Below are 25,609 nucleotides of genomic sequence, written 5' to 3' on the forward strand. Positions count from 1 at the left end.
GAATCCGCAACGGCGAAGGTCAGCGCGGCAACACCACCACCGCATTGGCGACGGGGCGTTCGAGCCGCACGATGCCGAAACCGTCCGACGGAAAATTGATCAACGTACGACCCCAGACCATCGTCGAGGAGCCGCCGCCGTCCAGATTGAGCATGTCGGTCAGCCCCAGCCAGCGGCCCATCAGCGACAGTTCGGCCATCGACGCGCCGAAGGCACGTGCCCGCCGTCCGTCCACCACCAGCAGCACGATCGTCCCGTCTGAGCGCACGCCGATCGCCGTACGAGGCGCATAAATACTCCGCCGCTGCGCGTCCGTCAGGCTCTGCTTGTCAACTTCAGTCCACGGGTGCAGCGACCCTCCCCGCAGCAAAAGCATCGGACCGGCCGCCATCACATCCGGGAAAGCGGCACTCCATCCGCGCACGGTATCCGCTTCGAGCGCCTTGTTCCACTGAGTGAAACCGAGTGCCACACCACGTGCAATTCCGACCGCACCGCTCCCCCACCTCGGGGTCGGAACGGGACTCACGATCCGCCCGTCGATTTTGAGAAAATCATTGGCCACGGCCGCCCGTTTCGGTTCGGGATGGACAACGAAGAAACCGCCGTTCACCCCGGCCAGCGCCCGCTGCGCATGGACCAGTCGCCGGACGGTCCGACGCCGGGCTTGCTGCACCAGCCCTAGCCGGCAACGCGCCGTATCCACCTCCATCACATAGATAGCCTGCGGAGCATCGAAAAGAAAAGCTCCAGCATCCCGTCCCGTCCGGTAGCTCCGAATCCGAATGCCATCCTGCTCAGCGACCGTTTTCCAGTTCTCCGCCGAACAGAAACGGACGGAATCCTCCGCACGCTGCGCAAATGCACATGATGCACTTAGGGAAAAAAACAATAACACAATGCACATCAAACCTCTATTCATTTTAGATCCACCACTAAAACTTAAATTTACAGTATAACAAGCTGTCAATATCATCAAAGAGAGCTCAATGATCAGCATAACGGAAATTTCGCCATTCAACCTCTCTAGGACGCATACTACACTACCACACATTGCTACCAACGCTTACGTAGACCACACGCATCCCCCCCCCCCAAAAAAAAACTACCTTTAAAGATAACAATAAGAAACATTCCCTGCAGATTTTCATCATGCAGCCCCACCATCATCCACTCCCATATTTAGGAGACATATTATGAATACCCAATGCACCAAAAAGCGAGTGCCTCTGCTGGAGAGGCACTCGCCGGGTTCAACCTGCGACAGGTTGTGTGTATCGTGAATCAGTCTCAGACTTTGATTTCGACTTCCACGCCGCTGGGCAGTTCGAGTTTCATCAGCGCGTCGATGGTCTTCGAGGTCGAGCTGTAGATGTCCAGAATACGTTTGAAGGTAGAGAGCTGGAACTGTTCGCGCGACTTTTTGTTGACGAAGGTCGAACGGTTGATGGTGAAGATTTTTTTGTTGGTGGGCAGCGGAATCGGACCGCTGACCACTGCACCCGTCGATTTGACGGTTTTGACGATCTTTTCGGCAGATTTGTCCACCAGGTTGTGATCGTACGATTTGAGTTTTATTCTGATTTTCTGGCTCATTATTCGTCTTCGTTTTTGAATTTACCACTTGCGTTTTCGATGATCTCTTTGGAGACGTTAGCCGGTACGGCTTCGAAGTGCGAGAATTCCATCGACGAGGTCGCACGACCCGAGGAGATGGTACGCAGTACGGTAACGTAACCGAACATTTCGGCGAGGGGCACTTTGGCTTTCACCACGCGGGCGTTGCCTTTGGTTTCCATGCCGGAGATCTGACCGCGCCGTTTGTTCAGGTCACCGATGATGTCACCCATGTTTTCTTCGGGGGTAACGACTTCGACCGACATGATCGGTTCCATAATCACCGGATTGGCCTTGATGGCTGCATGGCGGAAACCGTTCCGGGCGCAGATTTCGAACGACAGGGCGTCGGAGTCAACGGGGTGGAACGAGCCGTCTTTCAGGGTCACTTTCATCGAGTCGATGGGGTAGCCGGCAAGAGCACCGTTGGCCATGGCAGTGGTAAAGCCTTTCTGTACGGCCGGGATGAACTCTTTCGGGATGTTACCACCCTTAACCACGTCAACGAATTCGAGACCGGAGAACTCTTTGGTCGAAGCGGGACCGATTTCGAAGATGATGTCGGCGAATTTACCACGACCACCGGTCTGTTTCTTGAAGACTTCGCGGTGTTCGTAGGTACCGGTCAGGGCTTCTTTGTAGTTCACCTGCGGGGCACCCTGGGTAATTTCGACGCCGAATTCGCGTTTGAGGCGGTCGACGATGATTTCGAGGTGGAGCTCACCCATACCCGAGATGACGGTCTGACCCGAATCTTCGTCGGTTTTCACGGTGAAGGTGGGGTCTTCTTCGGCGAGTTTGCTGAGGCCTACGCCGAGTTTGTCGAGGTCTTTCTGGGTTTTGGGTTCGATGGCCAGACCGATCACCGGTTCGGGGAAGGTCATGGATTCGAGCACGATGGGGTTGTTTTCGTCGCAGAGGGTATCACCGGTGCGCACTTCCTTGAACCCTACGGCTGCGGCGATGTCGCCGGCGCCGACGAATTCGATCGGGTTCTGTTTGTTGGCGTGCATCTGGTAGATACGGCTGATGCGTTCTTTTTTGCCCGAACGGCTGTTGAAGGTGTACGAACCTGCTTCGAGTTTACCCGAGTACACGCGGATGAAACCGAGACGGCCTACGAACGGGTCGGTAGCGATCTTGAACGCGAGGGCGCAGAACGGATCGTTTTCGCTCGGGTGGCGTTTGGTTTCTTCGCCGGTGCGGGGATCGGTACCTACGATGGCTTCCACGTCGAGGGGCGAGGGCAGGTAGGCTACGATCGAGTCGAGCAGCAGCTGTACGCCTTTGTTTTTGAAGGACGAACCGCAGAGCATCGGCACTACCGACATGTTGATGGTAGCTTTGCGGAGTGCAACGAGGATCTCTTCGGGGGTGATGGCGTCGGGATCTTCGAAGAATTTTTCCATCAGGGCGTCGTCCGATGCGGCCACCTCTTCGATGAGTTTGGCACGTGCTGCAGCGGCTTCTTCCTTGAGGTTGTCGGGGATCTCTTCGATGTGGTAGTTGTCGCGCACGGTTTTGTCATCGAAATAGATGTATGCGCGGTTGTATACCAGGTCGATCACGCCGACGAATTTGTCTTCCGATCCGATGGGGAGCACGACGGGCACGGCGTTTGCGCCGAGACGTTCGTGTACCTGAGCGCAGACACCGGCAAAGTCGGCACCGACGCGGTCCATCTTGTTGACGTAACCGATACGCGGAACGTTGTATTTGTCGGCCTGACGCCATACGGTTTCAGACTGGGGTTCAACACCACCTACGGCGCAGAAGGTAGCCACGGCGCCGTCGAGCACACGCAGCGAACGTTCCACTTCGACGGTGAAGTCGACGTGGCCGGGGGTATCGATGATGTTGATCTGGTAGGTGTTGTCTTTGTAGTGCCAGAAGGCGGTGGTAGCGGCCGAGGTGATGGTGATGCCTCGTTCCTGCTCCTGCACCATCCAGTCCATGGTGGCGCCGCCTTCGTGAACTTCTCCGATTTTGTGTGTTTTACCGGTGTAGAACAGGATACGTTCCGAAGTGGTAGTCTTGCCCGCGTCGATGTGGGCCATGATACCGATGTTTCTGGTGTATTTAAGGTCTCTTGCCATACAATGTGGTTCCTGTAATGTGTCCGGTTAGAATCTGAAGTGGGCGAATGCTTTGTTGGCTTCGGCCATGCGGTGCATTTCTTCCTTACGTTTGAATGCACCACCTTCTTCATTATAGGCCGCGATGATTTCGGCGGCGAGTTTTTCTGCCATTGAACGGCCGGCGCGTTTTCTCGAGAATTGGAGGAGGTACCGAATGCTCAAAGAAATTTTACGCTCCGGACGTACTTCCATAGGTACCTGGAAGGTTGCACCACCGACACGACGAGATTTTACTTCGACCTGCGGGGTGATATTTTCGAGCGCTTTTTTCCAAATTTCCAAAGGAGCCTTTTCCGTGTCCTTCATCTTCTCGCCTACGATATCAATAGCGTCATAGAAGATACCGTATGCAATACTCTTCTTACCGTCTAACATCAGGTTGTTGACGAACCGGGTTACCAGCACGTCTCCATACTTGGGGTCAGGAAGTAGAATTCGCTTTTTAGGCTTCGCTTTTCTCATTTCTCTTGTTGTTTCGCCGCCACCGTGCCGCAAAGATAACGTCTCGGGGGACGGCTGTTGATGGGTGTTTGGTTAATTCTTGTTTACGTTTCCGTTACGCAGTTCGGCGACTACTTCTTGGCGCCGGCTTTCGGACGTTTAGTGCCGTATTTGGAGCGACGTTGGTTACGACCGTCAACACCGGCGGCATCGAGCGTACCGCGAACCAGGTGGTAACGAACACCAGGCAGGTCTTTCACACGACCGCCGCGTACCAATACGATGGAGTGTTCCTGAAGGTTATGCCCTTCGCCCGGGATGTAGGCGTTGACTTCCTTACCGTTGGTCAGACGCACACGGGCTACTTTACGCATAGCCGAGTTCGGTTTCTTGGGGGTGGTGGTGTACACACGCACACAAACACCGCGACGTTGCGGACAAGCTTCCAGGGCCGGAGCCTTGCTCTTGTATGCCACGTCAGTCCTTCCCTTACGTACTAATTGTTGGATAGTTGGCATTTTGTTTTTTCTCTTTTGTTTTTAGTTACACAAAATCGGTGCGCAAAGATAGGTACTATTTTTTGATTTTCAATGCTTTCAAAAGCGTCTCGAATAATTTTTCTTCACACGGTCCGTTTTTCGGTGCCGGGCGTAACGGTTGCGCAGCCCCGGGAAAGCCCCGAACGAAAGCCGTGAACCTGCCTGTTCACAGGGGCCGCTTGCACAGAAACGCGCCAAACAATCTCAGCATTGTCGCCACAAAACAAACGCGAACTTCCTACACGGCAACAAAGCCTCGCCCCACCCAGCCGCTACAATCTCACGTATTTCTCGCAACGGTACAGCATCCAGATCACCCAATAGATCAGCAGGGCCTGTCCCGCCGCCAGCACCACGGGATACCATCCGTCGGGCAGCCAGTGTTCAAAGCCGTAGAGCAGTCGTCCGGTAATTGACGAGAAGTTGAAATATTCGCCCATTGTATAGGCCACAACGGCATTCAGTCCCATAACACGCAGTGGGAAGGCCCACCGTTTCCAACCCCGGATGTCCAATATATAATAGAAGAGCGCCAGCAGCAACACCGACCATCCCCCGGCCAGCAGCACCATCGACGGTGTCCATATCCGCTTGATGATCGGTATACCGGCCGCCTTCAATACCCAGGCTCCGACCAGCAGCGCCGCACCGAAAAGTACCAGCCGCCACAATTTCCGCATCGGGGTGCCGTCGGCCAGCAGCATCTCGCCCGAGAAGACTCCGATCATCACCGTCACAACGAAAGTCAGCGAACTGAGTATCCAGGTATTGTCGTACCACGACGCGAAGCTCCACACCTCACCCTCCCAGGTCACACCGTCGCGGAACCGCCCGAGCACGACCCGATCGATGTATTCGGCCATGTTGGTCGGGAAAGCATAATCTCCGTTTCCGAAGATCATTCCCCACCCTTCGGCCGAGCAGAAGGTCATCACAGCCCAGTATGCCACCATCAGTCCCGCAGCGATCGCAGCCTGTACACGCCACGTGAAGCGGATATAAAACAGCGATGCAAAGAGATAGCCCACGGCGATTGCCTGCAGCGTATTGGTAAACAGATAGATATGTTTCGGGTCGAGTCCCAGCAGATTTCCCTGAATCACCATACCTAGCAGCCACAGCAACACAACCCGCCGAGCCATACGCCCGTAGACGCGCCTCCGGTCGAAAGTAAACGTGTCGCCCGTGCGATACTTTGCAAAGGCAAACGGGATGGCCACCCCGGCTACAAACATGAAGAGTGGCATGATGAGGTCGTGGAACGTGAATCCCTCCCACGTCACATGGGTTGACTGCTCACGCAGAAACTGCATGACGGCACTGTCGGGCGCCGCTGCCGTGAGCGCCATCAGAAAAGGGTGCAACAGAACCAACACAAACATATCGAAACCCCGCAGGGCATCGAGCGAATCGAGGCGTTTGGATGGGAGACAAGGGGTCATAAGCCGAAGATTTATGAAGTACTATATGCTGCCAAAACATTGCAGCGGAATCAAGGGGTGATTACAGAAAAATTCAAAAGTTTGCAGGTATCTCAGGTTAGCCGCAGTTTCAACAAAGGCCCAAATGCCTGTAAAAAACCGGTAGCAGAACCCAACATTCAGCTACCGGCACGATTGTCAATAAGAAAATACACAGCGCGGGCTATCCCCCCCCTCGCACGGGTACATGCGGATCGGGACAACAAATCTACACTCCCGCCCGATCCTTCGCGCGATTTGCCCTTTCGGGCCATTCCGTCCGGCCGCATCAAATCCCCACACAGCCGGACAGTGTTGCGACACAGGGAGGGCTAATAAACGATCACCTCGTCGGCGAAGACCCATGCCGGAGCGCCGCCTCTCGGAATACCTGCCGGCAGGATGCCCCGGTTGACCGCTTCGATACGGATAAAACGGGTCTCGAGCGGCGCCGGGAAACGAACATCGCAAGTCTTGACAAGCGCTTCGTTGGCATCCACCTGTTCGACAGGAGTGTTCACCGCTTCGGCGAAGTTTTTACCGTCGGTCGAGGTCCACACCTTCAGCTGCGTGGGCAGCATCACCGAGGTAGTGGAGATATGCTGGAAGAAATCAACCATCACACCGCTGACCGTCTGATTGGTTCCGAGGTCGAGCGTGATGTCCATGTTTTTGCCTTCGAAGCCCTGCCATGCCGGATCGTCGCCACGTTTGAAGGCATAACGGTTGTCGGTCAGCGCCCCGTCGCCGCCTCCAGAATAGGCGGAATTGTAGGGCGTGGCGTAGGTAACTTGCGCCTGCGAGGCGAGATGCAGCAGATGGGGCACCTTCAGCACACAACCCACCGGACGACCCTTGCGGAAGGTTTGCGCCGTGAGGGTCGCAGGCTCGTCGATGCGGATCGAGTCGGCATACAGTGCCGACTGGGCGGTGGGCGTCGTACCGTCGAGGGTGTAACGCACCGTGCAGCTGTCGAGTTCCGTAGCCAGCATGAGCGTCAGGCTTCCATCCCCGTTGAAATGCTGGTCGGCAACGTAAGGCGTCATGGCACTTTCGGCGTAGTTCCAGCCGAGGGCGGCATAGCGGTCGTACTGACGGTCGAGTTTGCGCTCGAAACGGCTCCAGTCGCGTGCCGTGGTGTCGCTCCAGAGCACTTCGGAGAGGGCCGCCAGACGGGGCAGCAGCATATACTCGACGTGCTCGGGAGTCAGGATCGTTTCGGTCCAAACGTTGGCCTGCCCCCCTTTGACGTGGTGTGCCTTGGCCGGGTCGATGGCCGGCGGAACGGGTTCAAAGGCATATACGCGCTTGACGCTGTTGAGCCCGCCCCAGGCCTGCGGTTCACAGGCGTTGTGGCTCTGATAGTGGTCGAAATAGACATAGTCCAGCGGCACCATCACCACGTCGTGGCCGGCATTGGCGGCTTTAATCCCGCCTTCGAAACCGGTCCAGGACATGACCGTGGCGTTCGGGGCCAGACCGCCTTCCAGAATTTCGTCCCAGCCGATCATCGCCTTTCCATTCGAGTTGATGAACTCTTCGATCCGGTGCACGAAATAGCTTTGCAGTTCGTGTTCATCCTTGAGGCCCTCTTCGCGCATGCGTTTCTGACACAGCGGGCATTTGTGCCACTGATCCTTGCCCACCTCGTCGCCGCCGATATGGATGTAGGGCGAATCGGGGAAGAGTTCGATCACCTCGTCGAGAATACCTTCGAGATAGGCAAAGGTCTCCTCCTTGCCCGGGCAATAGACCCCGCTGCCGGGTTTTGCGTTCGCGCAAATATACTCGGGGTAGGCATAGGTGGCAGCTTCGGAGTGGCCGGGCATCTCGATTTCGGGAATGACGGTGATGTGTCGCTCTTTGGCATAGGCCAAAATCTCGCGCACATCGTCTTTGGTGTAGTAACCGCCATAGGTGTCGGCACTGTCGCGACGCGACTCGTCGCTCAGTTCAAAACCGATCCAGGGCGCCTGTTCATCCTTGACCTTGCGCCAGGCTCCTTTGGAGGTCAGCAGCGGATACTTGTCGATCTGCAAGCGCCAGCCGATACCGTCGGTCAGGTGCCAATGGAAGGTATTGATCTTGTGATAGGCCAGAATATCAAGGTACTTCTTGATGAAATCCTTCGAGAAGAAATGGCGACTCACGTCGAGGTGCATCCCGCGCCACGGGAAGCGGGGCGCATCTTCGATAGTCACACGGGGCACGCGGTCGGACGAGTCGCGCAGCTGTGCGAGGGTTTGCAGGCCGTAAAAGACACCGGCATCGCTCCCCCCGACAATCTCGACGCCATCGCCGCTGACAGTGAGCCGATACCCTTCGGGGTTGGCGATGGTCGTATCGACGGTGGTGTGAATATCATCGGGGCCGATTTTTACGGTGCCGCCCGCTTCGACGATCCGGGCGGGCTGGGGAATGATGGCAATCTCGACCGGTTGGGAACTCGACGCGCAGGCTGTCAGCAGCAGAGCGGCTATCCCCGGAAAAATCAGTGCTTTCATATCGGTTTTCGTTTTGTGGTGTCGTTCAAAGGGTTGCACCCGGAACCAGACCGGTCGTCCCCCGCATCCCCTGCAGCTCAGATGATGCGTCTCGGGCAAAGGGTGCCACCTCGGAGCAAAAGGTATCGTCTCAGTGCAAAGGGTACCGCCGCGAATCAAAGGGTATCGCCGCCCCACATCGTGGGTTCCCAGCGCCAACTGTCGTGCACGGCCTCGTCGAGCACCTTGCCGGAGAAGACGAGCAACAGGCTATCGGGTTCCGTGGCGCGGATGCAGTTGGCATAGCCGGTGGGCAGAGCGAGCAGTTCGCTGCGTTCGGCCGTGAGGGTGAACACCTCGGGAGTCAGATCGGGCGACGGGTTTTCCCAGTCGTCGGGCCGCACGAAAGCCAGCCGGAATCCGCCCCGCAGACACTGAAACCACTTGGCCTCATGCTGATGACCGTGCCAACCGCGGATGACCTCCGTATTGTCGTGTCGAATGATGTAATAACGATGGGCGCCTTCGAGATGGAAGTCGTTCACATGCACCAAATCGCCGCGATGGTCGCGAAAAATGCCACCCTCTATGATTCGAATGTCGCTCATACGGTTCTATGCGGATTTATGCGTTATCTTCGTTTTGGTCGGGTTCCTTGATCCGGGACAACAAATACTGCCCGTACTGGTTCTTGGCCATGGGCTGTGCGATCTCGCGCAGTTTATCGGCCGTGATCCAACCTTTGCTGTAGGCAATCCCTTCGAGACAGGCAACCTTCAATCCCTGCCGTTTTTCGATCACTTCGATAAAGGTCGATGCCTCCGAAAGGGAGTCGTGCGTACCGGTGTCGAGCCAGGCGAAACCGCGTCCCAGCAACTGCACTTTCAACTGGCTGTCGCGCAGGAACTGTTCGTTCACCGACGTAATTTCGAGTTCGCCGCGGGCCGAAGGTTTGATATTCTTGGCTACCTCCACAACGCGATTGGGATAGAAGTAAAGCCCCACGACGGCATAATTGGATTTCGGATGGGCGGGTTTTTCTTCCAGCGTTTCGGCATTGCCGTCCTTGTCGAACGACACAACGCCGTATCGCTCCGGGTCGCTCACCCAATAGCCGAAAACGGTGGCTTTCGGATCGTTCGGGTCTTCGGCTGCGGCCACCGCTTCGCGCAGCATGGCGGTGAAGCTCTGTCCGAAGAAGATATTGTCGCCCAGCACCAGGCAGGCCGCATCATCGCCGATGAACTTTTCGCCGATAATAAAGGCCTGCGCCAGTCCATCAGGCGACGGCTGTTCGGCGTATTCGAACCGCACGCCGAAGTTGGAGCCGTCACCCAGCAGACGCTGGAAGCCGGGCAGATCGTGCGGCGTCGATATGATGAGGATCTCGCGGATGCCGGCCAGCATCAACACCGAGATCGGATAGTAGATCATCGGTTTGTCATAAATCGGGAGCATCTGTTTGCTGACCCCTTTCGTGATCGGATAGAGCCGCGTGCCTGAGCCGCCGGCCAGTACGATTCCTTTCATGGCTTCTTCTATTCCTGTGTTTATAAAATGGGTTTTTGGCTTAAAGACGGGCGGTGACCCACTCTTTCGGCAGCACTCCCTTAATGTCGTAGACCACCGCTTCGGGGCCGCTCAGCAACGCACGGATATCCATCTCGAGGAACTGACGATGGGCCACGGCCAGCACGACGGCATCGTAACGCCCCTGCGCACCGTTCAAATCGGGCAACAGCGCGAGGTTGTATTCCCGACGCACCTCTTCGGCCGACGCCCACGGGTCGTAGACATCGACATCGCACTGGAATTCGCGCAGCTCGGCCACCACGTCCACCACTTTCGTATTGCGAATATCGGGACAATTCTCCTTGAAGGTGGTCCCCAATACCAGCACTTTGGCATGACGCACCTTGAAGTCGTGCCCGATCAGCAGTTTGACCACCTTGTCGGCCACAAAGGCCCCCATCGAGTCGTTCACGCGACGGCCGGAACTGATCACGGCCGTGAGATAGCCCACCTGTTCGGCTTTCCACTTCAGGTAGTAGGGATCGACACCGATACAGTGACCGCCGACCAGACCGGGTTTAAGTTTGATGAAGTTCCACTTGGTCGAGGCGGCCTCGATCACCTCCTGCGTGTCGATTCCCAGCCGGTCGAAGATCAGGGCCAGCTCGTTGAAGAAGGAGATATTGATGTCGCGCTGGCAATTCTCGATGATCTTCGAGGCCTCAGCCACCTTGAGCGACGACGCTTTGAAGGTGCCGTTGTGCAGGACACTGTTATAGAGTTCGTCGACAAAATCGGCCGTCTCGGGGGTCGAGCCGGAGGTGACTTTGCGGATGGTGGCGAAGGTGTGCTGTTTGTCACCGGGGTTGATGCGTTCGGGCGAATAGCCGACAAAGAAGTCACGGTTGAACACCAGCCCGGAGGCCTGTTCGAGTTCGGGGACACAGACCTCTTCGGTCGCCCCGGGATAGACGGTCGACTCATAGATCACGATGTCACCCGGCGAAAGGACGCTGCCGACCGTCGCCGATGCCGAAATCAGCGGCATCATGTCGGGACGTTTGTCGGCCGTAATGGGGGTCGGCACCGTGACGATATAGACATTGCAGGGACGAATGTCCTCACGATCGGAAGTAAAGCGGAGCGTACTGGCCTGCAAATCGTCGTCCGAGACTTCGAGCGTAGCGTCGTGGCCGGTTTTGAGCCCCTCGACGCGACGTGCATTGATATCGAACCCCACGACGGGGTATTTCCGGGCAAACTCGACAGCCAGGGGCAGCCCGACATACCCCAGACCGATAACGGCCATTCTGACCTGTTGCATATTGCGTAGCATTTTATGATTCAAAACTCGGGGCGCTGTTCTGTCCGGCATTTTGCCTCGATCAATCCGACACGTTGTCTAAACCAGTCCGGCACGTCGCCCAAATCAGTCCGGCACGTTTTCCAAACCCGCCCGCGCCTTTCCTAAAGGTAACAAGGCATTACAGCATCACACAAGCCTTCCCCACTACTTTCTTATTCCGCCGCGCCTTCCCTCCTGGAGCAGGTTATTCTTCAGTTTTCTCCTCTCTCCGGCCCGACTTTTCCGACACCGGCCGCTTTTATCGGCACGCCCCCATCATCGAACAGCGTCGTCCGTACCGAAATATGTCCGCCACTTTGAGACGAGCACTCCCGATTCAGCACCTCTATTATTCTTCAAAGATAACGATTTTCCGGCATGTACGAGCCGTTCCGGATAAATTACAGGCCCCATTCCACAGTTTCTGCCCCCTACCCTTCCTTTTCCCCTCCGGCCGCTCCTTTGCACGTACAAATTTTCCTCATTTCGTCACCCCACAGTCCACACCAACCGGCCTACTATCGCTCCCGGCCCGCGCGCCGCGACACCACCACCGCACACGAACGCGCCCTCTCTCCCGTTTTGTATCTCAAGCGAAACATCGCTCGATCTTTTCCCCTCCGAACAAAAAACGAGCCGCCTTCCCACAACCGGGAAGACGGCTCATTTTTACGTTACACGTTCGGGAGCGGGCATCGGCATTCTTGCCAGGCCGACGACGATTCAAACATCACGCTGCTCCCGGACAGGAGACCGCTACGCTCCGAGATAGGGGGCACACAGGTCCACAATCTCCTGCTGGCCGTTCTGGTCAGCAACCAGGTAGAGATTGTAAAGCGTGCGCAGCCGATCCATCATTTCGCTTTCGACGAGTTTTTTCTTTTCGCCGGTGAAGCGGCTGTAGTAATTCACATACTCCGTGAGGATCTGGGCTGCCTGACGGGCCAGCGCATTCCCCTTGTCGACGGCCCCTGCTTTATAGTAGGCTTCGATCAGGTAGACTACCAGATCGTCCATCCGCAACTGTTCGAGCGGCATCTCCGTCATGGCGCGATCCAGCACCTCGATGGCGCGGGTCGTGTCGCCCTGTTCGGTGAGGGCATTGGCCAAACGTGCGAATGTCGAACGCAACTGCGAGGTCAGGAATGTTCCGGTAATGAAGGTATCGGCGTAGGTTCTCGAATCGCGGATATTCCCGTAGCGATACTTGTTCATCAGGTTGTCATAGAGGGTTTCGACGTCGATACGCCCGATACCGAAGATCCGGTCGATAGGCGACTTGATCGGCACCAGCCGATACACCATCCCGTCCTGCTGGAGGTAGGACCAGGAGTCGCCACCCTCGGAATCGTAGTGAATCAGCCCCCAGTTGAACAGGTCGGCAGCCGAGGTGAAGTGAATCGGACGAGTCCAGTCGCCGCTGGCCAGCATATCGAGGAATACCATCTCGCCAGCCATCAGCCCCTGTTTTTCCTTCGGAATGTTCAGATAGATCGTATCTTCGATCAGATGGGCATCTTCGGGACGGACAATGCCGCTTTTGATCACATTCTCCTTGTTAACGGGAACGGCAATGCGCCGCGCCGGGATAATGTTGTAAGTACGACCGCTCTGATCGACCATCTGTGTACGGGGGTCGTCACTGTTGGCCACCGCCATCACCTCTTTGGCTGTCCAGACGCTGCCATCCGGTTTGGGGAACTCCTGAATCATGAACTGTCCCGTGGCATCGCCGTAGAATTTGTTTCGCGGCATCGAGTGCGGGATGGGGTCCGACTCGTTGGCCTTCATGCGCATCTGGTCGATGTACCAGTCGCCACCGATATACGAGGAGTTCATCACGCGAACGTCGGGACGCACCCCTTCGACCTCCTGGTTGTACCAGAGCGGGAAGGTGTCGTTATCGCCGTAGTCGATGATAATACCGTTGGGCAGGACGCTGGTCAGGTAGTTGTACCCCATGTCACGCGCCACGTAACGGTGGCTGCGGTCGTGGTCGTCCCAGTTCTGCACGGCCAGCACGGTCGGCACCGAGGCGCAGACCACAAAGGCCACGGCGGCAGCGATCCGTCCGTTGGTCTTGAAGGCGTGGCGGTGGAGCAGATCGTAGATCCACAGCAGGCCGAGCCCGATCCAGATGGCAAAGGCGTAGAACGAGCCCGCATAGGCATAGTCACGTTCACGCGGCTGCAGCGGAGTCTGGTTCAGGTAGAGGATAATGGCCAACCCGGTCATGAAGAAGAGCAGGAAGACCACCAGGAAGTTCCGGCCGTCGCGTTTGAGCTGGTAGAAGAAGCCGATAAGCCCCAGGATAAACGGCAGGAAGTAGTAGGTATTACGTCCCTTGTTGGCCGCCACTTCCGAGGGCAGATCGTCCTGTGGGCCGAGGTAGAGTTCGTCGATGGGCGAGATGCCGCTGAGCCAGTTCCCGTCCACGATGGTATTGTTCTGAATATCGCTCTGGCGTCCCACAAAGTTCCACAGGAAGTAACGCCAGTACATATTGTTGAGCTGGTAGGAGAAGAAGAAAGCGAGGTTATCACCAAAGGTGGGGACGGTCACCATGGTTCCGTTTTGGGCCCGCACACGGCGACCCTTGACGTCAACCCAACGTTCATACTCGCGTACATGCGAGGGTTGATGGCTGTGCATACGCGGGAAGACCATCTTGGTATTGTCGTCGTACGTATAGTCTTTGACGCGTTCCATCGGCTTGTACTTGCCGTCTTCATCCACGAAATAGGAGTCGCTGTATTCGTTGCCGACGGTAGGCGAAGCGTAGGACTGTCCGTAGAGCAGCGGCGGCGCACCGTACTGGTCGCGGTTCAGGAACGACAGCAGCGCATAGGGGTTGCTGGGGTTGTTGCTGTTCATCGGCGGGTTGATGCTGGCACGGATCAGCACGATCCCGTAGGTCGAGATGCCGACGATCACCATGAAGGCCGAGAGCAGGATGGTATTCCAACCGGCTTTCCCTGCCATATGGGTTTTCCACACACCCCATCCCAGCGCCGCGAGCAACAGCACGACGAAGGTGGTCAGACCGCTGTTCACGCCCAGTCCGAACCCGTTGACGAAGATACGATCGACAAAGGCTCCGATCGAGACGACGGTGGGCGTCAGGATGTAGAACGCCCCGGTCAGCAGGATCGACACCACGCCGGGTTTCCAGAGGTCGGCTTTGGGACGCCCCGGGAATTTCTTGAAGTAGTAGATAAAGACGAGTGCCGGGATGGCCAGCAGGTTCAGGATGTGCGCCCCGACCGACAGCCCCATCAGGTAGGCGATGAGCACCAGCCAGCGGTTGCTGCCGGGCTGGTCGGCTACGTTTTCCCACTTGAGGATCGCCCAGAAGACCACGGCCGTAAAGAGCGACGAGAGGGCATACACTTCGGCTTCGACGGCCGAGAACCAGAAGGTATCGGTCCAGGTATAAGCCAGCGAGCCGATGGCGGCGGCGCCGATGATGGCCCAGCTCTGGGCATCGGTCAGTTCCTCTTCTTCCTTGCGGTAGAGGCGTCGTCCGAGGTGGGCGATGGTCCAGAAGAGGAAGGCGATGGTCAGACCGCTTTCGAGGGCCGAGAGGGCGTTGATGGCGACGGCCACGTTCGACGGGTCGCCGGCAAAGATGGCGCCGAGACGGTTGATCAGGAAGAAGAACGGTGTTCCGGGGGGGTGCCCGACTTCGAGTTTATAACTGGTGGCGATGAACTCACTGCAATCCCACAGACTGGCGGTGGGCTCCATGGTGAGCAGGTAGGTGAGGCTGGCGATGACGAAAACGATCCACCCGCCCCAGATGCTGCGCTTACTGAAGCTGCTCATGGGCTATTTGATTACTATTATGCTGGTTTTAACGGCGGCTAAGTTAAAAATTATTTGCCGATTTGCATGAATCCGCACCCTTCTAAACGGAAGGCCGCCGCCACTTATTTTGGAAACTCGCCCGCCGGAGGAGCGATCGCACAGAGGCCGGAGCGATTCCGCCCCGGAAGATGCCCTCGCCGAAGATTCCGCCGCGGAACGTTCGCCGCGTCGCCCGATGATAGTTCTCCACGCCAAGACCAACCCCTTTACGCGCGGCCAAAATTCCGCATGTAAATCAATGACTTACCTCTATATTTCCCGTATCCCGCGATGTAGCGAAATCGGAAAGCGGCTTCGGCAAAAGATCGGGAAACGTGTCCCGGAAGAAATCCCTCTTCCACACCAGGCCCGCCCTGCTCCCGCCCAAAAAAGACGGCCGGCCCTCCACTGAGACAGAGAACCAGCCGTCCACCATACAATCAAGAGATTGCTTTCACATGATTTGCATATCAGGCACGAAGCGCAGCGATCAACCGCGGCAGCACGTCGGTCACGTCGCCGACGATGCCGTAATCGGCCACGGAGAAGATCGGCGCCGCCGGATCGTTGTTGATGGCCACGATCGTTCCGGCACCCGTCAGCCCCGCCGTATGCTGGATCTGACCGCTGATGCCGCAGGCGATATAGAGGTCCGGCGCGATGCTCCGCCCCGTCTGGCCGACCTGGTTTTCGAAACCGATCCAGCCCGCCTCGACAGCGGCACGCGACCCGGCTACGGAACCTCCCAGCACGTCAGCCAGCTCCTGCAGCAGCGCCATGTTGGCCGCACACTGCATTCCGCGACCGCCGCCGACGACGATCCGGGCATCGGCAATCGAGCTGCCACGCGTTTCGTTGAGCCTGCTGGCCACGATTTCAACCGCCGACGGTCCGGCCGCCGGAACTTCACAAAGCGTGATCTCGCCGACAAACCCGCTGCGCGGAGCGATGGCCTTCATCACGCCCGGCCGTACGGAGGCCATTTGGGGACGATGGTCAGGAGTTACGATAGTGGCCAGCAGGTTGCCGCCGAAGGCCGGCCGCTGCTGGAGCAGGTTACCGCTCTGCGGGTCGATGCTCAGGCGGGTGCAGTCGGCCGTCAGCCCCGTTCCGAGCGATGCAGCGACACGAGCCGCCACACCCCGGCCGAAACGGGTCGCCCCGATCAGCAGGATCGAAGGCCGGTAGCGGGCCGCAACGGCCGCGACGACCGTAGCCCACCGGTTCTCTTCCGGCACCTCGGCATCGGCGCAGGGGGCCAGATAGACCCGGTCGGCGCCCTGTTCGAACAGTTCGCGACAACGGTCACCGGCCTCGGAGGGGCCGACCAGCAGCGCCGACACCGATTCGCCGGCAGTCTCGGCCAGACGGCGCGCCTCGCCCAACAGTTCGGCCGTCACCGGATCCGACGTACCGTCGGGGCGAGACTCGGCCAACACCCAGATACCCTGCGCCTGGGTATCCCGCTCACGCTCGACCGCCGAGAGCACCAACGCCCCGGCCGGACAAGCCTCGGCACAGCTGCCGCACAGACGGCAGGCTTCCGGATCGATCTCCGGATATTCATTCATCGTCAATGCCCCGTAGCCGCAGGCATCGATGCAGACGCCGCACTGCAGACAGCGTTGCGCGTCCAATTTCAAAGGAAACTCGCTCATGATAACGTCCGTATCAGATTAGCCAATTCTTCCGCCGAGCCAAGAATCTTCGCCCGGCCTTTGGTTGCAGCCGCTTCGGTGGCGACCACCCGCGTGGGCGAGCCCGCAAAACCCGTATCCGAGGGTTGCAGGTCGAGATCGCCGATGCCCCACACCTCCAGAGGCAGCCCCTGGGCCCGTTCCCACTGTCGAAGGGTCGGCGCGGACACCTCGTTGGCCTCTTTGGTCACGGTCAGCACGCAGGGCATCGACACGCGCACCTGCTGAGTACCGTTGTCACAACACTTTTCGACCGTCAGCTGCCCGTCGCGAATCTCGTCGAACCGCAACAGTTCGGTCACCTGCGGCAGCCCCAGCCGTGCGGCAACGCCCGGTCCCACCTGGGCCGTGTCGCCATCGACAGCCTGTTTGCCGAACAGCAGCACATCCCCGTCGCCGATTTTCCGGACGGCGGCAGCCAGCACGGCTCCCGTGCCCCACGTATCGCTGCCGGCAAAGGCGCGATCGCTCAACAGCACGGCCCGGTCGGCACCGGCGGTCATCGCCTCGCGCAGAGCGGCTTCGGCCTGCGGCGGCCCCATCGTCACGGCAACCACCTCGCCCCCCAGCCGTTCGCGCAATTCAACCGCAGCCCGGACGGCATGCAGGTCGTAGGGGTTGATCCGGGATTTGGCACCGGCCCGCACCAACGCATGGGTCACCGGGTCGATCGACACCCGCGTCGAGGCGGGTACTTGTTTGATAAACACGATATATCTTTTCATCGGATCAACCTCCTTTCTTGTTTGAACGGGCATCGGCACACCGTTTCTGGAATGCCGGGTCGAACGGATCGACCTCGCCGAAACGTTCGGGACAGAACGGCGCCGGATCGACAAACGGTTCGGTCCCCATCACCAGTTCGGCCACCAGACGGCCGATACCGCCGCCACAGGCCACCCCGCCGCCACAACATCCGGTGGCTGCGAAAAATCCCTTCAGACGACTGCTCGGCCCCACGACGAACATGGCATCCGGCACATAGCACGACGGACCGGCCACATAGTGGGCGATACCGGTATCGCGGATAGCCGGGAAGAAGGGTTCGAAGAGTTCGGCCACCTGCGAAAGGGTCTCCCATCCGTTGTCCGGGCTGAAGTCGACGTGTTCGATCGAATCTTTCATCTCGTGGGGGTCGAAGCTGACGCACACCGGCTCGCGAATGCCGATGATCAACCCGCCGACATCGGGACGGGTGAAGGCCCGCGCATCGGGAATCACGGCAAACGGCTCCTGAGCCGGGAAGATGGCCGGATTCTGCTCCGTGATCCAGAAGTGGCTCCGCACAGGGGTCATCGGCAGCCCGATACCGAGCGGCATCGAGAGCAGGTTGGACCAGGCCCCGGCGGCATCGATCACCACGGGGGCTTCGACGCGGCTGCCGTCGTCCAGCACCACGCCGGTGACAGCCCCGTTCTCGTGCGTAATCTCGCGGACCGCCGTGCGGCTCCGCAGTTTGACCCCCAGGTGACGTGCTGCCCGGGCATACCCGTTGCACAACAGCGCCGAATCGATAAAGGCATCGGTCGGCATATAGATTGCACCGGTGACCGGTGCCGTTTCGATCCAGGGAAGCAGCTCCTTGAGCCGTTCACGACCGATGCGTTCGACCGGAATGCCGAACCCTTCGGCGGCAGCGGCCAGGGCATCCATTCCCTTTTCGGCCGTCTCGCTGGCCGCGATGGTCACACTGCCGACGCTCTGCATCTCGAGCGACTCGCCCAGCAGCGTCTCGATCTCGGCAATACAGTCGTAGGTCTCCTGCACCATCCGCATCACGGCCGGTTTGGTGCGGGCACGGGTCAGCAGACACGCCGCCCGGCTGGAGGCCTGCGAAGCGATGTCCTGACGCTCGAACAGCACGATGCGCCCGGCTCCCCGCTTGGCCAACTGATAAGCTGCGGCCGTGCCGAGCAGGCCGCCGCCTATGATAATAATATCGGCTTTCATTTAGAGGCTTTTGACAATATCGGTCAGACGTTTGAAATCATCCGGGAAGACGTCGCCGATGTTCCCGATGCGGAACGTGTCGGCCTCCGAGATCTTACCGGGATAGATAACGAACCCCTGGGCCTTGAGCCGTTCGTAGAAGTCGGCGAAGTTGAAGTCAGCCGACGGATAGAGGAACGAGGTGATGATGGGCGACTGGATCTGGTCGTCGAGCAGCGTCCGGAAACCGGCTTCGCGCATCCCCTTCACCAGCGTATCGTGATTCTCGCGGTAACGGGCATAACGGGCCTCAACACCGCCTTCGGCCTTGAGCTCCTGGAGTGCCTGGAAGAAGGCACGAACCACATGGGTCGGCGAGGTGAAACGCCACTTGCCGCCCCCTTTTTCCATCGTCTCCCACTGGTCGTAGATATCGAGCGAGAGCGAGCGCGACACCCCTTTGCACTTTTCGAGTGCCGAGCGGCGGGCAATCACAAAGCAGAAGCCCGGAACCCCCTGGATACATTTATTGGCGCTGCTGATCAGGAAATCGATTCCCAGCCCCTGAATGTCGATCGGAATACCGCCGAAGCTGCTCATGGCATCAACGATCAGGGTCAGCCCGGCCCCTTTCACAATGGGGGCAATGTCGGCCACGGGGTTCAGAATACCGGTCGTGGTTTCGCAGTGTACGACCGAGAAGTGGGTGGCGTCGGGATTTTCGGCAATCGCGCGTTTCACCACCTCGGGCGTGACCTGTTCGGTCTCCTTCAGCGCCACGTGCACATGGGGAATCCCGGCATGACGCACGATGTCGGCCATTCGCTTGCCATAGGCGCCGTTGCTGACGATCAGCAGTTTGTCGGTCGGACGCACGGCACAGGTGATGGTAGCCTCCACACCGTAGGTGCCGCTGCCCTGCAACAGCACGGTCGTATAAGCGCCCTCCTTGGGATCGAGCCCGGCCACTTCCAGCAGCCCCTCGCGCAGCGGAGTCACCACACCGAGGTTATAGTCTTTGTCCCACGTACACCAGTCCTGCAACATGGCCTGACGAACTGTTTCCGAAGTGCTCAGCGGACCGGGGGTCAGCAAAAGGTAATTTCTCATGATATCTCTAACGACTTAAATCTTTTTCTTTTTTCCGTATGGTATGTTTTGGGGTGATGGGCGATGCACCGCGGAACTCCGCCGCGTTGTTCGATCCGCAGGGAGGCCTCCGCCGCGTCGCAGTGCCGGGTCTACCGGTTCATGCGGGCATTGATCCCTTCGATGCAGGCGGGCAACTCGGTGATGTTGTCCAGCACGAAATCGGCGCCGGCAGCGATCATCTTCTTGCGCACGGCAGCCTTACGTTCGGCCAGTTCGGCTGCCGGCATCGCGGCATATTCCGCCTCATCGAGACCCAGCTCGTTACTGCCGGTCACAACGCCGACCGACCAGACTTTGGCATTGACCCCTTCGCGGATGTCGGCAATCGTATCGCCGACCTTCACGACGCAATCCGTCGAGTCGATCGCCAGGTCGATCATGTTCCGATAGATCATATAGGGGGCCGGACGACCCGCCGGCAACCCGTCGGGGGTCACGAGGTTATCCACGCGGTAGCCTTTGGCGGCGGCAGCCGGACGCACCACCTCCATCATGGCGGCGGTAAAGCCGGTCGTGGAGCCGACCTTCAGCCCTTTGGCACGCAGTTCGGCAATGGTCCCGATCACACCGGGAATCGGGTCGGTATACTCGGCCAGCGAGGCGAAGAGGTGTTTTTCGAAAGCGGCATTCATCGCCTTCACGTCCTCCTCGGTCCATGCGCGACCGTGAGCGGCGCGGAACTTGGCATCCACGTCGGCCATCTGAAGAATCGTCCGGATATGGTCAATCTTGAGCATCCCCATCGGTTCGCGCGCCTGCGCATAGGTGATGTCGATGTTCCACTCCTTGAACATCTTGAGGAACGCACCCAGCGGTGCGAAGCATCCGAAATCGACGGCCGTCCCGGCCCAGTCCATCACGATACCTTGTACTTGTTTCATCTCTTGTTTGGTTTTTTATTGTATGGTTTTATGCTCAAAGTTAAATCGTCTGCGGCTCCGTTGCGCCGGTGGTCACGCGCGACGGCCGATAGAGGTTCACGCCGCCCTCGGGTTGTTCGACCGCGCGCTGCTCACGACGATAGCGTCTGAGGATCAGCACCCCGGCCACCGAGAAAGCCGCCACGCAGAAGACTCCGACACATCCGGCCAGGAGGTTATAGAAGGCCAGCCAGTCCAGATCGGGCGTAGCGAACTCCTTGACCATCAAGATGCAGACCGTGCCCGTATAGCCGATGGCGTCGATCGTGGCGATGAAGAAACCGACATTCCCCCGGACCTTGAAGCAGGCGATAAAACGGTCGAAGAAGATGGTCTGAAATGCGAGGTAGGCCACATAGAGGCAGAGGCTCTGGACAAAGAGCCAGACCACGGGACTCAGCCGCACGACATCGTAGCCGAACGAAATGACCGACATCACCGCCGCCCCGAGCGTCACCATCACCAGCAGGATGGAGAGTGCCCGAATGTTGCGCCGCACCAGCGTCATCAGGGCAAAGAGCACCAGGATGATCCCCGTCACGATGCTGTCCAGCTGGGCGAAGAACCACGACGAATGGCCCGTCGTGTCGAAGATATTGACCAGGAAGTCCTCCTTCACGTCGCGCAGCATCAACAGCAGCAGGTTGGCCACGAAGAGCAGCGTCAGAATCGGCATGAACTGACGGTAGACACTCCAACGGCTCCGTGCGTCCATCACGATGCGTTCGCTCTTCTGCCGGATATCCTTTTTGCTGGGCTGGGGCATCCGGCTGAGGGTCCATGCCAGCAGGCAGAGCAGCGGGAAGGCGATCCCGCCGATGACGGCCGGCATCCAGAAGGGGTCGATCCCGAGGTTATTCATCGCGAAGAGGCCCAGCGACTTGGCCGTGCCGGAGCTGACCACGATGCTGATTCCCAGCAGGCTGGCCAGCAGGTCGGTCAGCCGGCGACCTTCGATAAAGCTAAAGATCACGCCCCACATGCAGCCCAGCGCCAGACCGTTGAAGAACATGGCAAACATGTTCCACGGCCGCGGGAGCAGACCGAACAGCACCAGCGCCAGCTCGGCCATCAGCCCCATCGAGGCGATGAAGGCGAGGCGCCGGGGTCGTTTGAGTTCGGAGATGATTTTTATTCCGGCGAATTTGGCGATCAGATAGCCGACAATCTGAGTGATGGTCACGGCGACCTTGTAGTCGATACCGAAGATTTCGAGACCGTCGAACCCGGCGGCGGTGTAGGGTTTGCGCAGGGCGTAAACCAACGAATAACAAAGCAGCGCGGCACCTCCGCCCCAAAGGACGAACAGTGCATCGGACATCAGGCGGCGGCTGCGAAGTTGGCGTGCGGTCATAGTGTTTTTATAGCCTCATTTTTGATGTTACAAAATTATTTCGGCCCTGTTACGCCCATGTTTCCACAGCATTAAGCCTGCTTGAACTTTAAGTTAAGCGAATGTTACCTGCCCGGTCATCCGTACTTTTTCCTACATGAACCGTACGTATATCCCCCCAAAAAACTACCTTTACGACAAACAAACACTGCACGCATGAAAACACTGATTCTGACGGCCGCCACGGCCCTGCTCGGGACGGGTTCCGTCTGGGCTCAGAGTTACACGATTCAGGGCACAGTGCCCGTATCGGAAAACGGGAAAACGGTCTATATGACCGAATACGAGCACAACACCATCCTGGACAGTGCCATTGTCCGCGACGGGAAATTCACCTTCACCCGCACCGACTGCGGGATTCGCCGGCTGGATCTGGATCGTAAGCTATACGCCAATCTGATTGCCGAGCCAGGTACCATCACGGTGGACATGAACACTCCTTCATCGGTGGGCGGCACTCCGCTGAACGACTCGCTTTCCAGTCTGCTCACCCGTCGCGAACAGCATTACGACACGGTAGACCGACTCTGGGCCGACAGCACGCTAACCCGGGAAGAAAAACAGCGACAGGGCAAACTCTACAGCGAGCAGTACACGAGCCGGACAATCGCCACCTACCGCGCCAATCGGAACAACTTCATGGGGGCCTATGCACTGATGGATATCGCCTATGACCTGGAGCCGGAACGATACATCGCCCTCTATAACGAAAGCGGCGAGACCGTGCGCAACTACGGTCCGTTGAAAGACTACCGCAAGGCCAAAGAGTCCGAATTAATGACCTCGCCGGGCAAACCCTTCGTCGATTTCGAAGGGACGGACAGCACCGGTCGCGCGGTGAAACTGTCGGACTACGTGGGGCGGGGGAAATACGTGCTGGTTGACTTTTGGGCCTCGTGGTGCGGTCCGTGCCGCCAGGAGACGCCGGTGGTAGCCCGGGCTTACGAGAAATACAAGGACAAAGGGCTGGAGGTCGTGGGACTTTTCGTGTGGGACAAGCCGAAGAACCTCGCCCCGGCAGTGAGCGATCTGAAAATCACATGGCCGCAGATCATCGACTCGAACGACACGGTGCGTGAGCTGTACGGCGTCAATGGTATTCCGCACATTATGCTGATCGGCCCGGACGGAACGATTCTGGCCCGCGACCTACGCGGCGAACGGATCGAACAGGAGATCGCCCGGTACATCCAATAAGACGGTCCGTCGGGTAGCGGGACACAACACCGAGGCAAAACCGTACTACCGGTTCAATCGCCCGCCAGTACCTCGCCAACGCCCATAATTCATTGGAATAGAGCAGTCTGACTATACCATCCGTTTCCTAATGCGTTGAAACAAAGTGTTCCAAAACGTCCACTAGCACTCGAAATGCATTGAAACAAAGTGGTTCCGCAACACCCTCCGGTACTCGGAATCCATTGGAACGGCTTGTGCCTGCCCCCCCCGCCTTCCCCGGAACAGCCCTTCCCCCCCAACAAACGCCTAATCCCCCGAACGGGCCTCGTCCGTCCACAGCACAAAAAGAGCGGGACACCTATGCTGGTGTCCCGCTCTTTTTCGCTATCTATCTGCAACCGGCTTAGCGCCCTATTCCACCGCAAAGATGGAGTTCAGGTACCACCGCACCGGCGCATATTTTTTCGGATGTGCATCCAGATCGGCCCGGTTCTGTTCGAACAGCACCTGCCGTTTGTCGAGCCCCTCGTCGCTCACGCGAATCCGCACCCGATGCTCCCGCCCGGGGTCCAATCCCGACACCAGTTCGGCAAAGTGCAGCCGCGCGTAGGTACAATAACCGTCGAAACGTTCGACCCACCGTTTTTCGCCATCCACCTCCAGCTCCAGCCGACACCCCTCGGGCGAAATCACATCGTAACAGATCAACGACCGTCCCTTGAAGGTAAATTCGAGCGTGGCACCTACCTCGCCGACCCACAGTTCGTCGAAACGGCCGCTGTATCGCCGGTAGAGCGACGAATCCTTCGGTATATTCGTCCACGGACCCGAGGGCGACATCTCACCCACCGTCATCCTGCGCGTAAACTGATAGCCCACCGAATCGATCGGCTCGCCCAGCACATGGGCCACCAGACCTCCCGGTTCGCTCAACATCTGCTCCAGCGCGCCGACCAACACCCCGTGATACAATTCGTGTCCCGTATTCAGATAGGGGTGTACCCCGTCGGGCGAGAAACAGATCACCGCATCCTTCGCTTCGGCCTCCTCGTTAAGCGATTCACCCGAGACGACACTCACACGTTCCCCCGCTCCCTTCATCACCAGTTTTCCCTGCCGCAGCAGCTCGATAGTCGTATAGGGCAGATAAACCGACGGAATACCGTAATAGTCGGCCACCCGCTCCATCGTCATCACGGTGTTGTGCAGCCGCTCGGTCCCCGCCTTGCCGAGAATCGCCTCAGTGGTGGTATAGACGAAACAGATGTCACACTCGGGGTTGCGGCCCCAGATCTTCCGAACGATCCCTTCGACCGTGCGGCACACCTCCACGTCGGGGGTCGAGGCATCGTTCACGGCAAACTCCACGAAGACCAGATCCGGGTTTCGTGCCAAAACGTCTCGATCCATACGCAGTACGCCGAGCAGCGACCCCGTACCGCCCATGGCGGCGTTGATCTGCTCAAAACGGGTCTGCGAGTAACGCTTCGTGAGGTAATCGAAGTTTTTGACCCGCCAGCCGTTTTGCTCCGTAATGCTTCCGCCGAAGTAGGCCACTCCGACCCGCGCCGTATCGCGCACCATTCGGGCCACATTGGGTAGTCCGCCCCGCGCGTGACAGCGAAACAGCGTGTCCGCCACCGACGCACCGGCCCACGACCAGGCCAAGAGGCCCAATCCGATTGCAAGAACTCTTTTCATGAACATATTTTTGGGGTTTGGATTAGTCAAAATCAAGCCGCACACGCCCTTCCCATTCAAAATCCGCTGACCGCGCGGCCGAATTTTTGTAAAGGTACGGATAAACGGGTGACATTCTACACGGCAAGGACAAAAACCACATTTGCGACCACATCAGATTCGCTCGCCTCAACACCCTGTTTCCCAACACCTCCCGTTCGTTGTCATGCCACGATACCTCACCATACCGCAAAACAAATTTCACGGGCGCCCTGCAT

19 protein-coding genes are annotated in these 25,609 nt (G+C 58.3%); 1 reads left to right on the forward strand and 18 read right to left on the reverse strand.

Translation table 11 applies throughout. From position 1 onward, the window contains the following. Positions 1–19 precede the first annotated feature (19 nt). The 17 genes from BQ5379_RS11015 to BQ5379_RS05675 form a co-directional block, all read right to left on the reverse strand. Entirely contained in the window at positions 20–706 is a 687-nt protein-coding gene (locus BQ5379_RS11015) for a phosphodiester glycosidase family protein (protein ID WP_159431217.1), read from the reverse strand. Between the two features lie 584 nt (positions 707–1,290). Continuing rightward, a complete protein-coding gene (gene rpsJ, locus BQ5379_RS05600) occupies positions 1,291–1,596 on the reverse strand; it encodes a 30S ribosomal protein S10 (RefSeq protein WP_027290546.1) in 306 nt (101 codons plus the stop codon). Further along, positions 1,596–3,713, reverse strand: a complete 2,118-nt coding sequence (gene fusA, locus BQ5379_RS05605; RefSeq protein ID WP_071134526.1) for an elongation factor G — start codon at positions 3,711–3,713, stop codon at positions 1,596–1,598. The genes rpsJ and fusA overlap by 1 nt, the downstream gene beginning before the upstream one ends. 27 nt (positions 3,714–3,740) lie before the next feature. Beyond that, positions 3,741–4,217 carry a 30S ribosomal protein S7 gene (gene rpsG / locus BQ5379_RS05610; protein WP_071134527.1) on the reverse strand — a complete coding sequence of 159 codons (477 nt, stop codon included), beginning with the start codon at positions 4,215–4,217 and terminating at the stop codon, positions 3,741–3,743. A gap of 110 nt (positions 4,218–4,327) precedes the next feature. Then, entirely contained in the window at positions 4,328–4,714 is a 387-nt protein-coding gene (gene rpsL / locus BQ5379_RS05615) for a 30S ribosomal protein S12 (RefSeq protein WP_027290549.1), read from the reverse strand. A 293-nt stretch (positions 4,715–5,007) separates the two neighbouring features. Continuing rightward, positions 5,008–6,177: an acyltransferase family protein gene (locus BQ5379_RS05620; RefSeq protein ID WP_071134528.1), complete on the reverse strand. Its 1,170-nt coding sequence runs from the start codon at positions 6,175–6,177 to the stop codon at positions 5,008–5,010. Between the two features lie 350 nt (positions 6,178–6,527). Continuing rightward, a complete protein-coding gene (locus BQ5379_RS05625; RefSeq protein WP_071134529.1) occupies positions 6,528–8,699 on the reverse strand; it encodes a glycoside hydrolase family 20 protein in 2,172 nt (723 codons plus the stop codon). A 155-nt stretch (positions 8,700–8,854) separates the two neighbouring features. After that, positions 8,855–9,286, reverse strand: coding sequence for a WxcM-like domain-containing protein (locus BQ5379_RS05630; RefSeq protein WP_071134530.1), 432 nt, complete (start codon positions 9,284–9,286; stop codon positions 8,855–8,857). 16 nt (positions 9,287–9,302) lie between these two features. After that, positions 9,303–10,208, reverse strand: a complete 906-nt coding sequence (rfbA, locus tag BQ5379_RS05635; protein WP_071134531.1) for a glucose-1-phosphate thymidylyltransferase RfbA — start codon at positions 10,206–10,208, stop codon at positions 9,303–9,305. A 40-nt stretch (positions 10,209–10,248) separates the two neighbouring features. Beyond that, complete coding sequence (locus tag BQ5379_RS05640) at positions 10,249–11,514, reverse strand: nucleotide sugar dehydrogenase (RefSeq protein WP_071134532.1); 1,266 nt, start codon at positions 11,512–11,514, stop codon at positions 10,249–10,251. Positions 11,515–12,291: 777 nt separating this feature from the next. After that, positions 12,292–15,360 carry a glycosyltransferase family 117 protein gene (locus BQ5379_RS05645; RefSeq protein WP_071134533.1) on the reverse strand — a complete coding sequence of 1,023 codons (3,069 nt, stop codon included), beginning with the start codon at positions 15,358–15,360 and terminating at the stop codon, positions 12,292–12,294. A 491-nt stretch (positions 15,361–15,851) separates the two neighbouring features. Further along, positions 15,852–17,039 (reverse strand): electron transfer flavoprotein subunit alpha, encoded by a 1,188-nt coding sequence (locus BQ5379_RS05650; RefSeq protein ID WP_071134534.1) that lies wholly within the window; start codon positions 17,037–17,039, stop codon positions 15,852–15,854. Next, complete coding sequence (locus BQ5379_RS05655; RefSeq protein ID WP_071134535.1) at positions 17,036–17,803, reverse strand: electron transfer flavoprotein subunit beta/FixA family protein; 768 nt, start codon at positions 17,801–17,803, stop codon at positions 17,036–17,038. Before BQ5379_RS05655 ends, BQ5379_RS05650 begins: the two co-directional genes overlap by 4 nt. 4 nt (positions 17,804–17,807) lie before the next feature. Then, entirely contained in the window at positions 17,808–19,028 is a 1,221-nt protein-coding gene (locus BQ5379_RS05660; protein WP_071134536.1) for an NAD(P)/FAD-dependent oxidoreductase, read from the reverse strand. Next, positions 19,029–20,117 carry a 2-aminoethylphosphonate--pyruvate transaminase gene (gene phnW, locus BQ5379_RS05665; RefSeq protein WP_071134537.1) on the reverse strand — a complete coding sequence of 363 codons (1,089 nt, stop codon included), beginning with the start codon at positions 20,115–20,117 and terminating at the stop codon, positions 19,029–19,031. A 131-nt stretch (positions 20,118–20,248) separates the two neighbouring features. Next, positions 20,249–21,040, reverse strand: a complete 792-nt coding sequence (phnX, locus tag BQ5379_RS05670) for a phosphonoacetaldehyde hydrolase (RefSeq protein ID WP_071134538.1) — start codon at positions 21,038–21,040, stop codon at positions 20,249–20,251. 40 nt (positions 21,041–21,080) lie between these two features. Then, positions 21,081–22,433 carry a DUF5690 family protein gene (locus BQ5379_RS05675; RefSeq protein ID WP_071134539.1) on the reverse strand — a complete coding sequence of 451 codons (1,353 nt, stop codon included), beginning with the start codon at positions 22,431–22,433 and terminating at the stop codon, positions 21,081–21,083. 195 nt (positions 22,434–22,628) lie between these two features. Between BQ5379_RS05675 and BQ5379_RS05680 the strand changes: the two genes are divergently transcribed. Then, positions 22,629–23,669 (forward strand): TlpA disulfide reductase family protein, encoded by a 1,041-nt coding sequence (locus BQ5379_RS05680; protein ID WP_071134540.1) that lies wholly within the window; start codon positions 22,629–22,631, stop codon positions 23,667–23,669. Between the two features lie 393 nt (positions 23,670–24,062). Here the strand turns inward: BQ5379_RS05680 and BQ5379_RS05685 are convergent, their stop codons facing one another. After that, positions 24,063–25,352 carry an SGNH/GDSL hydrolase family protein gene (locus BQ5379_RS05685; RefSeq protein ID WP_159431218.1) on the reverse strand — a complete coding sequence of 430 codons (1,290 nt, stop codon included), beginning with the start codon at positions 25,350–25,352 and terminating at the stop codon, positions 24,063–24,065. Between the last annotated feature and the right edge of the window lie 257 nt (positions 25,353–25,609).

The sequence above is a fragment of the Millionella massiliensis genome, from assembly GCF_900104655.1.
Classification (GTDB): domain Bacteria; phylum Bacteroidota; class Bacteroidia; order Bacteroidales; family Rikenellaceae; genus Rikenella; species Rikenella massiliensis.